The sequence below is a fragment of the Pelagibius sp. genome (assembly GCF_028289705.1).
Taxonomy (GTDB): domain Bacteria; phylum Pseudomonadota; class Alphaproteobacteria; order Kiloniellales; family Kiloniellaceae; genus Pelagibius.
The window spans coordinates 1-13,646 of sequence record NZ_JANQOI010000016.1; the positions used below are offsets into that span (position 1 = coordinate 1).

At 62.8% G+C, this 13,646-nt stretch carries 15 protein-coding genes and 1 pseudogene; 12 read left to right on the top strand and 4 right to left on the bottom strand.

Features of this window, described 5'->3' with window-relative positions:
- Positions 1-445 (bottom strand): transglutaminase N-terminal domain-containing protein (locus Q0996_RS01515; protein WP_299615285.1); only part of this gene is annotated, 445 nt, incomplete at its 3' end.
- 344 nt (positions 446-789) lie between these two features.
- Between Q0996_RS01515 and Q0996_RS01520 the strand changes: the two genes are divergently transcribed.
- The 3 genes from Q0996_RS01520 to Q0996_RS01530 all read left to right on the top strand — a co-directional run bounded on the left by Q0996_RS01520 (position 790) and on the right by Q0996_RS01530 (position 3,133).
- Entirely contained in the window at positions 790-1,719 is a 930-nt protein-coding gene (locus Q0996_RS01520; RefSeq protein ID WP_299615287.1) for an AraC family transcriptional regulator, read from the top strand.
- Positions 1,720-1,864: 145 nt separating this feature from the next.
- Positions 1,865-2,365, top strand: a complete 501-nt coding sequence (locus tag Q0996_RS01525; RefSeq protein WP_299615289.1) for a YHS domain-containing (seleno)protein — start codon at positions 1,865-1,867, stop codon at positions 2,363-2,365.
- Between the two features lie 162 nt (positions 2,366-2,527).
- Positions 2,528-3,133, top strand: coding sequence for a histidine phosphatase family protein (locus Q0996_RS01530; protein ID WP_299615291.1), 606 nt, complete (start codon positions 2,528-2,530; stop codon positions 3,131-3,133).
- Here the strand turns inward: Q0996_RS01530 and Q0996_RS01535 are convergent.
- Entirely contained in the window at positions 3,130-3,855 is a 726-nt protein-coding gene (locus tag Q0996_RS01535) for a site-2 protease family protein (RefSeq protein ID WP_299615293.1), read from the bottom strand. The two genes, Q0996_RS01530 and Q0996_RS01535, sit on opposite strands and share 4 nt — an antisense overlap.
- Positions 3,856-3,970: 115 nt before the next feature.
- On the bottom strand, positions 3,971-4,855 hold the full coding sequence (locus tag Q0996_RS01540; protein WP_299615295.1) for a LysR family transcriptional regulator: 885 nt from the start codon (positions 4,853-4,855) through the stop codon (positions 3,971-3,973).
- Positions 4,856-5,015: 160 nt separating this feature from the next.
- Between Q0996_RS01540 and Q0996_RS01545 the strand changes: the two genes are divergently transcribed.
- The 9 genes from Q0996_RS01545 (at position 5,016) to Q0996_RS01585 (ending at position 13,199) form a co-directional block, all read left to right on the top strand.
- On the top strand, positions 5,016-5,774 hold the full coding sequence (locus tag Q0996_RS01545) for a class I SAM-dependent methyltransferase (protein WP_299615297.1): 759 nt from the start codon (positions 5,016-5,018) through the stop codon (positions 5,772-5,774).
- Between the two features lie 73 nt (positions 5,775-5,847).
- Positions 5,848-6,471 carry a class I SAM-dependent methyltransferase gene (locus tag Q0996_RS01550; RefSeq protein WP_299615299.1) on the top strand — a complete coding sequence of 208 codons (624 nt, stop codon included), beginning with the start codon at positions 5,848-5,850 and terminating at the stop codon, positions 6,469-6,471.
- A 160-nt stretch (positions 6,472-6,631) separates the two neighbouring features.
- Positions 6,632-7,882, top strand: a complete 1,251-nt coding sequence (locus tag Q0996_RS01555; protein WP_299615301.1) for an Hsp70 family protein — start codon at positions 6,632-6,634, stop codon at positions 7,880-7,882.
- Between the two features lie 98 nt (positions 7,883-7,980).
- The gene (locus Q0996_RS01560; RefSeq protein ID WP_299615303.1) at positions 7,981-8,850 is read left to right on the top strand and encodes an inositol monophosphatase; all 870 of its coding nucleotides are present in this window, start codon (positions 7,981-7,983) and stop codon (positions 8,848-8,850) included.
- Positions 8,851-9,035: 185 nt separating this feature from the next.
- Positions 9,036-9,401: an HU family DNA-binding protein gene (locus tag Q0996_RS01565; RefSeq protein WP_299615305.1), complete on the top strand. Its 366-nt coding sequence runs from the start codon at positions 9,036-9,038 to the stop codon at positions 9,399-9,401.
- Positions 9,402-9,518: 117 nt separating this feature from the next.
- Positions 9,519-9,941 (top strand): hypothetical protein, encoded by a 423-nt coding sequence (locus Q0996_RS01570; protein WP_299615307.1) that lies wholly within the window; start codon positions 9,519-9,521, stop codon positions 9,939-9,941.
- Positions 9,938-10,624, top strand: a complete 687-nt coding sequence (locus tag Q0996_RS01575) for an HTTM domain-containing protein (protein ID WP_299615309.1) — start codon at positions 9,938-9,940, stop codon at positions 10,622-10,624. Before Q0996_RS01570 ends, Q0996_RS01575 begins: the two co-directional genes overlap by 4 nt.
- A gap of 133 nt (positions 10,625-10,757) precedes the next feature.
- The gene (locus Q0996_RS01580) at positions 10,758-12,353 is read left to right on the top strand and encodes an ATP-dependent endonuclease (RefSeq protein ID WP_299615311.1); all 1,596 of its coding nucleotides are present in this window, start codon (positions 10,758-10,760) and stop codon (positions 12,351-12,353) included.
- On the top strand, positions 12,354-13,199 hold the full coding sequence (locus Q0996_RS01585) for an HNH endonuclease (protein ID WP_299615312.1): 846 nt from the start codon (positions 12,354-12,356) through the stop codon (positions 13,197-13,199).
- A 129-nt stretch (positions 13,200-13,328) separates the two neighbouring features.
- Here the strand turns inward: Q0996_RS01585 and Q0996_RS01590 are convergent.
- A pseudogene (locus tag Q0996_RS01590) lies at positions 13,329-13,646 on the bottom strand (aconitate hydratase); the annotation flags it as partial.

Below are 13,646 nucleotides of genomic sequence, written 5' to 3' on the forward strand. Positions count from 1 at the left end.
CTTTTCGAAAGAAAGTTGCAAAAAGTGGCCCGCCGGTCTCCAAAAAGCGCTTCACCCAGGTGTCGACCTTGCGCTCCGGGTCGGGATAGTGGCGCTCCACCGAGCGGCCGAGATCGGCAATCTCCTCCGGCGGATAGCTGAAGGGAAAGGTCTGGGCATAGGGCTCGATGGGGAAGTCCGGATAGCTGAGACCGTAGTGGTCGATGACGATCCGGCTTTCGAAGCGGAGTTCCTCGGCCGCCTCCTGAAAGGAGGCGATGGCGATGGAATTCGAGAAGACGTCGTGCATCCAGCGGATCTCGGCGGCGGGCGAGATCGTCAGCGCGGTGTCGACCAGGCGGATGTCATGGCTGTCGCGCGGGCGGAACATAAGGCGGTGTTCGCCGAAGCTGACGGGACATCGATAACGATAGACCGTCGTATGGGAGACCGACAGCAGGGACATAGAGGTTCGACGTGGTGGCCGGCGCGCCGCGAGTCGCGCCCGAGAAGCGCGCCATCCTAGAGCAGATCCGGGTTTGATGGAATCGCTGAAGCGATCCATCGAACCCGGTGAATCTGCTCTAATTCTTGGGTGAAGAGCGGATTCACATGTCCAGACGTCAACACAAAGTGTTTCCGTCTGGACATGATCCGCTCTTGTGCAAGGGCAAGCACCTTGGAACCCTTTGGCCGGATCGGTGACCGTTGTTTCCCACCGCATCGAGGCAGGCTCCGCCAGCGCGACGCCTGGACAAATCCCGGCCGCGTTCTTATCTGAACGTCCTGAGCCAGCGGAGGGTCTGCACAATGGACGTGCTGAGCGACATTCTCGACCTGCTGCAACTGCGCGGCAGCCTCTACTTTCGCACCGCCTTCTCGGAGCCCTGGTCGGTGGCGGTTCCGTCCCTCGGCCGGGCGGCGCGCTTTCATCTGGCGGTCCAGGGGCGCTGCCTGGTGCGCGTCGGCGCGGAGCACTGCGTCCGGCTCAATCCCGGCGACCTCATCGTCATTCCCAACGGCCACGCCCATGTCCTGAGCGACGGCGCCGGGACAGCGCCGGCCGAACTGGAAGACGTGCTGAAGCAGAGCGGCTTCGACGGCGAGGGCGTGCTGGTCTACGGCGGCGAAAGCCGGGCGGATGGCGATACCAAGCTGATCTGCGGCCACTTCACCTTTGCCGAGGGCGTTGACCATCCGCTGCTGCGCGCCTTGCCGGCCTACCTGCTGGTGACCGCGGAGATGCGCGCGCAGGCGCCCTGGCTGGACGATCTGTTGCGCCTCATCGCCCGTCAGATGTTCAACGCGGCGCCGGGCATGACCGCCTCGGTGATCCGACTCTCCGAGGCCCTGTTCATCGAGGTGATCCGAAGCTGCGCCGATCAGGATCCGGGCCTGCGCAATCTCCTCACGGCCCTCGACGATCCGCGCATCGGCCGCGCCCTCGGCCTGATGCACCGCGGCCTGGAAAAGGACTGGACCCTGGAGGGGCTGGCACGGGAGGTCGGCCTCTCCCGCAGCCGCTTTGCCGAGCAGTTTCAGGCGCTGATGCACTGCGCGCCCATGACCTATCTCTCGGACCTTCGCTTGGACAAGGCGCGCGCCCTTTTGGCCGCCACTGCGGAGCCGGTTCAGACCATCGCCCAGCGGGTCGGCTACCGCTCGCCGGCGGCCTTCTCGCGCGCCTTCGCCAGCCGCTACGGCCACAGCCCCAAGGCTGTCCGCCAGGCAATCGGATGACCATAATTTGCAGATCGTCCGAAAAGAGTTGCCTGAAATTCGATATCGAGGTCATTTTATTGATTAATAGTCCGGTTCTCCCAGATGCAGGGTCTGCCCGGCGATCGGCGCCGGGGATTTCCAACCCTCGCAGAGGAGACCCATGATGTCCCTTACCAAACTGGCCAAGGCCGCCGCCATGGCCGCTCTCGTCACCGCAACGCTGGCGGGTTCCCTGGCTCCGGCCCAGGCCGCCGATGAGATCAACGTCGTGCCCGGCCTGTCGATTGCCGGGGCGCCGCTGGCGCTGCACGGCTATGACCCGGTGGCCTATTTCGCCGAAGGCGCTCCGGCGCGCGGCAGCGATGCCCTGGTGCACGTGCACGACGGTGCGGCCTACCGCTTCAACAGCCAGGCCCATCTCGACCGCTTCAAGGCGGACCCCGAACGCTATCTGCCGCAGTACGGCGGCTTCTGCGCCTATGGCGTTTCCGTGGGCAAGAAGTTCGACGGCGACCCGAACCTCTGGAAGATCGAGGACGGCAAGCTCTACCTCAACCTCAATGAGGATATCTACGCCACCTTCCTGGAGGACGTGGACGGCAACGTCGAGAAGGCCGACGGCAACTGGCCGGAGATCGAGCACACCGCCGCCCGCGATCTCTAGAAAGACTTCTTCCTGGATTGATCGGACGCCACCGGGGAGAGCCTGGCTCTCTCCGGATTGGCGCCTGCGGGCTCTGCGTGCTACCTACAGCGGCCCCATATCGGGCGGTGTGTCGCTTTCCGAGGCCGCCCGGCAGTTCTCCAAACAGAGAGATGCACGCCCGTGATCTACCTGCTTCGCCATGGCCAGACGCTGTGGAACAGGCTCGGCATCTACCAAGGCCAACAGGACTCGCCGCTGACCGCGCGCGGCATCGGCCAGGCCCGGGCCATGGGGGCTTTGCTGGCCGAGGTCGCGGGCTCCGGGCAAAGCCTGAAGATCGTCTCCAGCCCCCTGGGCCGAGCGTGGCAGACAGCGGTGATCGTCGCCGAACGTCTGGGCATCGACCCCGCGGAGATATCCCTGGAACCGAAGCTCGCCGAGATTGCCTACGGCGACTGGGAGGCGCGCAGCGCCGGAGAGGTTGCCCGGCTCTTTCCCGAAGCCTGGGCGGCGCGCCAGGCCGACAGGTGGAACTTCCCCGTGCCCGGCGGCGAGAGCTATGCCCAGGTCGCCGCGCGCGTGAGGGACTGGATGGGCGAACTGGACGGCAGCGGCCCCCTTGTCGCTGTCGGCCACGGCGGCGCCGGAAGGATACTGCGCGGGCTCTATCAGGGGGCCGGCTCCGATGAAATCTTCGCCATGGACAAGCCCCAGGACGGATTCTTCCGCCTTCAGGACGGCTGCGTCACCCGCTTCGAAGTGGCAGAGGCCGACGCGCGTCTCTAGCTTCGCTGCTGTGACGCGGGCCGGCGCCGCAGCCGGCGCAGGTTGGTCGCGACAACCAGCACGCCGATGAAGGAGAGGAAGAGGCTGAGGCCGAAACCGAGCAGGACCATCAGGGTCCCCGCCGCGATGCTCAGCACTGAGACGATCTGCAGGCTCTTGCGTTCCGAGATGACACGGTTCAGCAGCAGGCCCAGGATCTTGCCGCCGTCCAGCGGGAAGGCCGGGACCATGTTGAAGACGAACATCGCAAGATTGATGTAGGCGAGGGTCCGGGCGGTTTCGACCATCGACGGCACGGGAACCCCGAAGGGCGGTGCCGCACCGCCCAGCCCGCTCCCCTGAGACGACCAGAGTGCCGCCGTCGTCCAGAGTGCGAAGAAGATCGCCAGGTTGGCGAAGGGGCCGGCTGCGAGAATGCGGATCACCATCTTGCGGGGAACGGCCTGGCGCTTCAGGTGCGCATAGCCGAAGAAGCCGCCAACGACGATTTCCCTGACGCCGACCTGATAGTGCTTCGCCGCGAAGGCATGGCCGAGTTCGTGCGCCAAAATGGAGAAGAAGATTCCCGCGGTTCCCACAAGGACCACGGGCCATCCCTCGTCGAGTCGATTGATCGACACCATCGAAAGGAAGAACAGGGGCACGAAGAGAAAGGTCGCGTCCAAGCGGACGGGGATGCCGTTCAGCCGCCCGAGGGTGAGGGTCGGGGAGTTACCAAACACGGTCGTCGGTCCGGGACCGATGAAGACAGGTCATACGAAAGACCCCTGCGCTGCGCGCCGCACGCGAAACTCCGCCGGCCCCGCTTTATGGCACCACTCTAGGGGGCCGGCACCGTCATGAGAAGGACTCGGCCAGCAGGTCGAAGACCAGACGGATGCGGCGGCTGGTCCTCAGTTCGCGGTGGGTGACCAGCCAGGTGGGCACTGGGATCGGCGTCAGGTTCGGCAGGACCGGTTCCAGTTCGGGGAAGAGTTCGGCATCTTCTTTCACCAGGATACTGATGCCGAGGCCTTGGCGCACCAGTTGCACGAATACCGTGCCGCTGGCGGTGGTCAGTTTGAAGTTGCGCCGGCTCACCGAGAGGCCGAGTGAGTTAAGCACCGGCACCAGGAGCTCCGGGTCATCGAAGCCGATGAGCTCTGCGTTCGACAAATCGTCCGCGCTCTGCGGTCTTCCATGCCTTTCGAGATAGTCGCGAGAGGCGTAAAGCTGCGCCACCGACTCGCGGACAAGCTTGCCGATCAGATCCGGCTGTTTGGGGCGGCCGTGTCGAATCGAGATGTCGGCTTCGCGTCGGGTCAGATCACGCACCTCGCTGGAAGCGACCACGTCGATCTCGATCCCCGGCGCCCTTTGCCGCAGCTCTTTCAGCACGGGCGGCAGGTGATAGGTCGCCATCATATGGGTGGCGGTGATACGGACATGGCCCTCGATGGCCTGTGACTGGCCGGAGGCGGCAAGGGAGATCCGGGTCGCGGCATCGCCCATGGCGCGGAAGTGATCGAGCAGTTCCAGACCCGGTTGCGTGAGCGCCAGTGACCGGCCCACCCGCTCGAAGAGCGTGACACCGAGCTCCTTCTCAAGCGCGGCAACCTGCCGGCTGAGGGTCGGCTGGGTCTGGCCGAGCGCGCGGGCGGCGGCCGACAAGGAGCCCTCCTCGGCGGTGGCGAGGAAGGCCCGCGCCTGATTCCAGTCGAAGGAGACGGCCTGCCAATTCATGCATATTCGTATATCAGTCTTTCAAATTTTCGCAATTTCTCTTTGATTTGTGCATGGGTAAGACAGCGCACCACACTTTGCGGCCCGGCGCCCTCCTTCGGCCTCGACCGGCACGGCCTCAAAGCCCAAGCAACATCGAACGATCAGTGGTGAGAAAGAGATGTCTTATGCGCCCGAACTGCACGCGCCGGCCAAGACGCCCTTCGACGACGGGACCATTCCGGTTTTGGCCCGCTGGGTCGGCTCCTGGCAGATTTCCCTACGGCGACGGGTTCTGAGCCAACAGGAGTTGACCCGCAGCTACGACCGGGTCGCACCGGGCTGGAGCCGAACCCTGGAGCGGCTCGGCGTTCCGGGGGCCTACGAGAGCATGCTCCGCCACGCGCTCGGCGAGGAGATGGCTGTGGCCGGCGCCGCCGCGCCGCGCCGCGTTCTGGATTGCGGTATCGGGACAGGCGCCTTGTCGCTCGCCCTGGCAGGGGTGGCTCCGGCGCCCTTCGCGCTCGATGCGATCGACATTTCGCCGCGCATGCTGGAGCGGGCTGGCGGCGCTCTTTGCGACAGCAGCCTCGCCGTCAGCCTTCGCCAGGCCGACATCCGCGATCTGCCCTACGGCGATAGTCTGTTCGACATCGCGATGACGGCCCATGTCCTCGAACACCTCGTCGATCCGCAGGTGGCGATCGCCGAGGTGCTGCGGGTTCTGAAACCCGGCGGTCTGATGATCGCCTGCATCACCCGCCGCTCCGTCCTCGGATTCTACGTGAACCTCAGATGGCGCACCCATCGGGTGACGCCTGACGAGGCCGAGGCCTGGCTGCGCGACTGCGGTCTGGAGAACGTCCGCAGTCTTTCATTCGGCAAGCGCGGCTTTTGCCGGCGGCTGAGTGTTGCACTCGTCGCCAGGAAGCCGCTTTGAAATTCGTGGCTCATTTTGGGAGATTGAAATGGAAACTCTGGCCTCGCATCCGCTCAGACGGGTTAGGAGGGACATGCGCAAACCAACCAGGTTCTGGGATCGCGTTGCCGAAGGCTATGCGAAGAAGCCCGTCGCCGACGAAGCGGCCTACCAGAAGAAGCTGCAGGTCACACGCGGCTACTTCCGGCCGGACATGGAGGTGCTGGAGTTCGGCTGCGGCACCGGGTCCACGGCGATTGCCCATGCGCCCTATGTGAAGCACATCCGTGCCACCGACATCTCGGCGAAGATGATCGAGATTGCAAAGGGCAAGGCGGAAGCCGGCAAGGTCGGCAATGTGACCTTCGAACAGTCGTCCTTCGACGAACTTCAGGCGCCGGAGCGGAGCTACGACGCCGTCATGGGCCACAGCATCCTGCACCTGCTGGAAAGCAAGGAAGACGCCATCGCCAAGGTCCACAGGCTGCTGAAGCCCGGCGGCGTCTTCGTTTCCAGCACCGTCTGCATCGGCGACTTCATGCGGTGGCTCCGCTTTATCGCCCCCATCGGGCGGTTCTTCGGCCTAATGCCTCTGGTGAAGATCTTCACCGAGGAGGATCTTGTGGCGGCGCTCACCGCCGGCGGTTTCGCCATCGACTACCGGTGGTCACCGAAGAAGGGCAAAGGTCTGTTCATTGTCGCGAAGAAGGTGGCGTAGCACCCCGCCGCTGCCGAGCGGGGCCCGCCAATAAAAAAAGGCACGCGCGAAACTCTCGCATGCCTCAGCCGACGACGATTTTAGGCGAAAAGAAACAGTCTGGCAACGTCTCCCGCATCTCAATAAATAGAGTCCCCTTCTCACAGGAAAGGGGACCACGATGATTGCTTGCGGATTGGATTTCGGGACATCGAACTCGGCGATTGGCGTCGCCTGCGACGGGACAGCCGCGCTGGCGCCGGTCGAGGCGGACAGCACCCTGATGCCGAGCGCGGTCTTCTTCGACGACGAAGCCAAAGACGGGGCGCTGTTCGGCACGGCGGCCATCGCGGCCTACATCGGGCAGACCGATGGCCGGCTGATGCGCGCGCTGAAGTCGGTCCTGGGCTCTCCTCTGATTGACGAGGAGACCAGGCTGGGCGGCGGCAAGCTGGCGCTCACGAAAGTCGGCGAGATGTTCCTGCGGCATCTGAAGCACAAGGCGGAAGCCTTCGCCGGGCGGGAGATCACCGCCGTCGTGCAGGGCCGGCCGGTGCGTTTCGACGACGACGACAGGGCAGACGCGCGGGCGCAGGCGGTGCTGGAAGCCATTGTCAGGCAGGCGGGCTTTCGCGACATCGCCTTCGTCTATGAGCCCATCGCGGCGGTGCACCTTTACGAACAGACGGTGCGGAGCGAAGAGCTGGTGCTCGTCGCCGATATCGGCGGCGGCACGAGTGACTTCTCGGTCGTGCGTGTCGGGCCGCGGCACCGCGGGCGCGCTGACCGTGGAGACGACGTGCTCGCCACCGCGGGCCTGGGCCTGGGCGGCACCGACTTCGACGCCGCCTTCAGCCGCGCGGCGGTGATGCCGCTGCTCGGGCTCGGCACCCGGCTCGTCGAGAAGAACCTACCGATGCCCGTCGCGCCCTACAACGAGCTTGCCACCTGGGCGACCATCAACTTCGCCTACACCCACAAGAACGAGCGCGAACTCGCCAGGCTGGCGGCGCTGGCGTGCGAACCCGAGAAAGTGAAGCGCCTTCTGAACGTCGTGCGCCTGCGGCTGGGCCATCGCCTGGCCTTTACCGTGGAGGATGCCAAGATCGCCCTCAGCACCGAGGACTCCGCGCGCCTGCCCCTCACGTTTCTCGAAGCGGCGCTCGCGGTCACGGCGCAGCGTGTCGATCTTGACCGCGCCATCGAAGCCGGAACGGAGCGGCTTTGGCAGACGGCGCGCGATTGCGTCGCCGCCGCGGGCCTCGGCCCGTCTGCCATCGATACGATCCTTCTCACCGGCGGGTCGAGCCGCGTGCCGGCCGTCCGCGCGGCCATCGGCCGGGCTGCGCCCTCCGCCCGCCCGGCTGGCGGCGCCGACGATCTGCTGTCCGTTCCGCTGGGCCTGACCCAGATGGCGGGGCGCATGACCTGAGATGTGGGCCACAATCGGCGGTGACGTCCGCCGGTCCCGGGCATAGTCTGCGCCGCACGATGTAAAGGCCATTATCGAACCAGTGGGGGTACAGGACCGTGTTGACAGATGCCACGCCATCGAAACCGGCGACCATCGGGCGCCGGAAGGAAGACGCCCTGATCGCGCTGGTTCGAGCGGTGGCGAAAGCGGAGATCCTGCCGCGCTTTCGCCGTCTGGAGGCCGGCGACATCCGGGCGAAGACGGCGCCGGACGATCTGGTGACCGAGGCCGATCTGGCAGCCGAGGCCGCGATCAGCGCCGGCGCGCGGGAGATCTTTCCCGAAGCGACGGTCGTGGGCGAGGAGGCGGCGGCCGCAGACCCTTCTCTGCTCGCCGCCGTCGACCGGGGCCTCACGGTGATTGTCGATCCCGTCGACGGCACCTGGAACTTCGCCAACGGCCTCGCCCTCTTCGGCGTGATCCTCGCCGTGGCGTTCGAGGGCGAGACCCTCTTCGGCCTGCTCTACGATCCCCTGCTCGACGACTGGGTCGTGGCCCGCAAGGGTGGCGGTGCTTGGTTCGGTCGTCCCGGTGAGGCGCCCGTCCGGCTTTCGGTGAGCCCGCCCCGCAGCGAGCCCGAGATGACCGGGTTCCTGCCGCTGTTCCTCTTTGCCGATGAGCGGAGAGCCGCCGCCGCGGCGGCCATGGTCCGTCTCGGCCGGGTGACCTCGCTGCGCTGCTCCTGCCACGAGTACCGGCTGCTCGCCCAGGGCCGCTGCGATTTCGTCGTCAACGCCCATCTGCAGGTCTGGGACCATGCCGCCGGCGTCCTCGCGGTGCAGGAGGCCGGTGGCTGCGCCGAACTGCTGGACGGAGGGAGCTACGACTGCCGACTGACGGCCGGACGCCTTCTGGTGGCGAACGCGGCGTCTTCGATTGAGATCCTGCGGGCGCGCTTCGGCGCGGCCCTGGAGGAGTCGTCGTAAGCGTCTTCGACTTGCCCTGCTTTGTCCTTTGACGGTGTTGCCAGCACGGCGGTCAAAGGCGCTGTGTTCCGGCCGGCTTTAATATTTCGTTAACTAGTGCTTGCGTAAGCAGGCCGAATCAGCCATTCCCGGCAGTATCCAGATCTGTTGCGCGCTTATACCGGGCTACATACGAAGGAAACACGATGACAGTAACGAAGACACAGCTCGCCGATGCCTACTCCGCGGCCCTGACCAAGGAACTCGGCGATGAATGGGGATGCAATTTCACCCGCAGAGACGCAAGCAAGCTTCTCGACGCGCTCTGGCCGGTCCTTTCCGACCTCGCGCTGAAGGACACCAAGAAGACGGTTCCGGGCAGCGTGCCGATGGGTAACCTCGGGCGTCTCAAAATGCGCTACAAGGCGGCCACCAAGGCGCGCAAGGGCACCAACCCCTTCACCGGCGAGCCGACCACCTTCAAGGCCAAGCCGGCGACCCTGACGCCGCGCTTCACCGCCGGCAAGGCGCTGAAAGACCAGGCGGCCAAGCACTCCAAGAAGCTGAAGTAAGCTTCGAAAGGGTTTGGAGGCCGACGGCTTCCCGATGAAAAGGCCCCTGCCGTCGGTAGGGGCCTTTGTCGTTGCGGCCGGTTCAGGCGAGGGTGCCTAGAGCGGATCCAGGTTGTCATGCTCAAGACCCTTCGACTCCTCGCCCCGGTCCTCCTTCCCTCCTGGCGCTTCTTCGACCGCATCGCGGCCTCGCCGCGCATCGAGGTCCAGCGCCTGGGCGCCAACGGCGAAGCCGTCGGCGACTGGTGGGCGTCCCGTCCGCGCCCGCAGAGCCTGCCCCTCGGCGTCTATCTGCGCCGCCTCGTCTGGAACCCGCGCTGGAACGAAGCGCTGTTCCTGACGAGCTGCGCCGAACGCCTGCTCGACAGCCCGAGCGACCACAGCGTCAGGGAAATCTCCACGCGGATCGCGGAAGACCTGCCCGCCGATGCGGCGCTGCCGTTCTTCCGCTTCCGGCTGGTGCTGGTCAGCCGCGTGGGCGAGGCCCTGCAGCGGAAGGTCGCCTATGTTTCGCCGCGCCAGGCCGCCCCACCGGAATGACTTTCGAAGATGCCCAGCGCCTGACCGAGGTCCTGCTCGCCCTCGCGTTCCTGCAGCAGAGCCTGGAGCATCTGCGCGGACCGAAGGACACCCGGCCGCTCTTTGCGCTGTGGATCGTCTTCTGCGCGATGCTTCTCGGCGGCCTCTACAGCGCCTGGGCGCTGGCGGGGCTCGCCGTGCTGGCCGTCGTCCTCCTGCATCGCTTCCAGGGCCCCTACAACGGCGGCAGCGACCGCATGGGCCTCTTGATCCTGCTGTGCCTGCTCCTCTCCCATGCCGCGCCGACGCAGATCTGGCGGGAGGTCGCCTTCGGCTACCTCGCTCTTCAACTCATGTTGTCCTATCTCATGTCCGGCTGGGTGAAGATCGTCAATCCGGACTGGCGCAATGGCCGCGCGCTCCGCGACGTCTTCCAGTTCTCCGCCTATCCGGTGGCGGAAAACCTGCGGGCACTGGCCGCGCGGCCGCGCCTTCTCTTCGCGGCCTCCTGGGCCGTCATGCTCTTCGAGTTGGCCTTTCCCGCCGCCCTGCTGCACCCGGCGGCCCTTGTCGGGGCGCTCGCCATCGCCGCCCTGTTCCACCTCGCCAACGCCGTCCTCTTCGGGCTCAACCGCTTCTTCTGGGTCTGGATCGCGGCCTACCCCTCGATCCTCTGGTTCCAGGAACGGGTTTTCGCCGCATAGGCTTGGCTGGCGTCGGATGCTGGCCCCAATTGTCTCAAAGCTAAGTCACAAGGCAGCCCTATTTTTTCTGTCAAAGCAGGTATAACATCAAATTATGTGCAAGACGTAACGTCAACCTCGCAAAAGGACCGAAATGAAGTTCGAAGTTATCCCAAACCAACGGCGCCCGCCAAAGGAAGGCTGTGACGTTGGATATTTGTGGACCGACAATTGGAACGACTGGTTCGAGTTTCGAACGCTTTATTCTCTCACCTACTTCGACGCAGAAGGAGAGGAGCACCACCTTGGCGGAGTCAAGATTGGCCAGTTCAACATGGCGAAGCAGCAAAGCCGCCCGACAATCCCACAAGAATTCGTGCTGCTCGATGATCGCTTCTTCTCGCTCGGTCAGGATGCTGATTACTACGAAAATGTGAGAGCACTTGACCGTCAAGTTGCGGATGATCTCCTTAGTGCGCTCAAAGACGTCGTCGCTGACGAAGAGCTTTATTTCCGGGCGAAAAGTGAGCGAGTCATGGGCGTATCTTTGATGCGCTCGGTAGGAGAACGAACTCTCGTTGGACAGTTTCGTAGAATTCTCGGCGGTGGCGCGCGCTTAACAAGCTATAGCTTCGGCTATCGTGGCCCGGCACAACTTGACAAAGCTTTCGATCCATTGGAGCTTTCGTTCTCGGTTGAACCTTCTTCCAAACCTCCCACAAACATACAGGTCATCATTGGGCGCAACGGCGTTGGTAAGTCCTTTCTTCTTAATGCGATGTCAAGGGCTCTTGTTTATCCGGAGGAAAACGTTGACGAAGATGGCGAGTTCTCCGATGAAGATGGTGAGTTCTTTGACGGAAGCACAGTTATCGACGAAGAATTTGAGAGTCCATTCGCCAACGTGGTTTCGTTGACATTCTCTGCATTCGATGATTTTCCAGTTATTAGAGATAATAGGAACGCGCTAAAGGGTGTTCGGTATACTAACGTCGGTTTGCGGAAGCTCGAAAAGGATGAGGACGACGAAGGCAATACCGAGTGGATAACGATCACGCAAGATCCGATCGATCTGACCAGCGACTTCATAGGTAGCGCAAAGATCTGTGCAAGGGGTGAAAAGAGAGAACGGTGGCTTAGAGCGCTGCGTATGCTGGAGTCTGACCCACTCTTCGAAGAGGCGGCTGTTGCCGATCTGTTGGATGTAAATACCAAACAGTTCGGACGTATGGCGGGACAATTATTCAGAAGCCTTAGCTCCGGTCACAAGATCGTTTTACTGACGACAACTAAGCTAGTTGAGAAGGTGGAAGAACGCACGCTTGTCTTGATGGATGAGCCCGAGGCGCACTTGCATCCTCCTCTGCTTGCAGCACTGATTCGGGCGCTTTCAGACCTTCTTATAAATCGCAACGGCGTTGCTATCGTCGCAACTCATTCTCCCGTGGTTCTTCAAGAGGTGCCGAAAAGTTGCGTATGGAAGATTAGACGTCACGGCGGAGGTGCAATTGCTGAAAGACCACGAACCGAGACTTTCGCGGAGCACGTTGGCCATCTCACTCACGAGGTTTTTGGCTTAGAAGTTACGAGATCAGGCTTTCACAAGATGATTGCCGAAGCCATTGGTGCTTACGACGAATTTGAAGACGTTGTTGCGAAATTCGGCAATGAGCTGGGGTCAGAAGGTCGTGCTCTTATCAGTATGCTCCTTGCACAAAGAGATGCGCAAAGAGACGAAGAGATAGATTAAATGTGGAACGTCACGCGGCCCGAATTTAGTGCTAAAGAAACATATGAAATCTGCATCAGTAAGGTCAAAAATAGAGACTTAAAGAAGCGTTTGAATGTTGTATCTTCGAGCATTGTAGAGGCAGCGAAAGATTATGCGGAGCGGGCGGAAAATGCGGAACTCCACCTTGTTTCACAATCGGACGGAGTTGTTGGTTTAGTTACAACAAAGGAGATGGTCGCTGTTTACGATGGTCGGATGGCAGTTCAGCGAGGGCCGGGACGGAGTATATACGACAAACTCAAGGCGCTACCAGAGTTGGGTGTTTGTCCGTTTTGCGATCACGGCCCGGTATCTACACTCGATCACATACTGCCAAAGTCCTTGTATCCGGTGCTAGCAGTAACCCCCGATAACCTCGTCGGCTCATGCAAAGATTGCAATACGGCGAAACTGACGGCGGTGCCAACCTGTGAAAGAGACGCGACCCTACATCCTTATTTTGATGATATTTCTGCGGAGCGATGGCTTGGGGCAAGTGTTGTCGAAAAAAATGTTCCGGCGGTGACTTTTCATTCCATTCCTGTCGATTCTTGGCCAGATGCACTGAATGCTAGGATTAGAAAGCAGTTTCGAGTTTTAGGTCTCGGCCTGCTATATGCCAGTCAAGCGGCACGGGAAATCAGCGGGCAAAGGGAAGACTTGATCCGCATCTTTGATGCGCGCGGCGCAGATGGCGTTCGCGAGGAACTCGAGCACAAAGCCGAGACCTGGCGCGCGTATCGATTGAACTGTTGGCAGGCAGCTACTTATCGTGCTTTGAGTGAGAGTCCTTGGTATTGCGGTGGCGGCTTTCAACGGCGTTAGTAATTCGATTGTGGGAGGGGAAACTCAGTGAGCCGTATTTCCACCTTGGGGCTGGTACGGTCACAAATAGAAAAGGCCCCTGCCTTTGGCAGGGGCCGTTCTCGTTGCGGCTGACGCAGGGGAAGGGGCTTACGCCGCCTTCATGAGGTTCCTGAGCACGTAGTGGAGGATGCCGCCGTTGCGGTAGTACTCCGCCTCGTCGGCGGTGTCGATGCGGCAGAGCAGGGGTACCTGCTCCGACGAGCCGTCGGCGCGGTGGATGGTGATCTGGACGTCCATGCGCGGGGTGATGCCGCCGGCGACGCCGGAGATGTCGAAGGTCTCCTCGCCGGTGAGGTTCAGGGACTGGCGCGTGGTGCCGTCCTTGAACTGCAGCGGCAGCACGCCCATGCCGACGAGGTTGGAGCGGTGGATGCGCTCGAAGCTCTCGACGATCACGGCCTTCAC

Coding starts and splice junctions, on each gene's coding strand:
- Q0996_RS01520 (WP_299615287.1), top strand. CDS start 790: ATGGACGTGCTGAGCGACATTCTCGACCTGCTGCAACTGCGCGGCAGC.
- Q0996_RS01575 (WP_299615309.1), top strand. CDS start 9,938: ATGACTTTCGAAGATGCCCAGCGCCTGACCGAGGTCCTGCTCGCCCTC.
- Q0996_RS01585 (WP_299615312.1), top strand. CDS start 12,354: ATGTGGAACGTCACGCGGCCCGAATTTAGTGCTAAAGAAACATATGAA.
- Q0996_RS01525 (WP_299615289.1), top strand. CDS start 1,865: ATGTCCCTTACCAAACTGGCCAAGGCCGCCGCCATGGCCGCTCTCGTC.
- Q0996_RS01565 (WP_299615305.1), top strand. CDS start 9,036: ATGACAGTAACGAAGACACAGCTCGCCGATGCCTACTCCGCGGCCCTG.
- Q0996_RS01545 (WP_299615297.1), top strand. CDS start 5,016: ATGTCTTATGCGCCCGAACTGCACGCGCCGGCCAAGACGCCCTTCGAC.
- Q0996_RS01540 (WP_299615295.1), bottom strand. CDS start 4,855: ATGAATTGGCAGGCCGTCTCCTTCGACTGGAATCAGGCGCGGGCCTTC.
- Q0996_RS01570 (WP_299615307.1), top strand. CDS start 9,519: ATGCTCAAGACCCTTCGACTCCTCGCCCCGGTCCTCCTTCCCTCCTGG.
- Q0996_RS01550 (WP_299615299.1), top strand. CDS start 5,848: ATGCGCAAACCAACCAGGTTCTGGGATCGCGTTGCCGAAGGCTATGCG.
- Q0996_RS01555 (WP_299615301.1), top strand. CDS start 6,632: ATGATTGCTTGCGGATTGGATTTCGGGACATCGAACTCGGCGATTGGC.
- Q0996_RS01580 (WP_299615311.1), top strand. CDS start 10,758: ATGAAGTTCGAAGTTATCCCAAACCAACGGCGCCCGCCAAAGGAAGGC.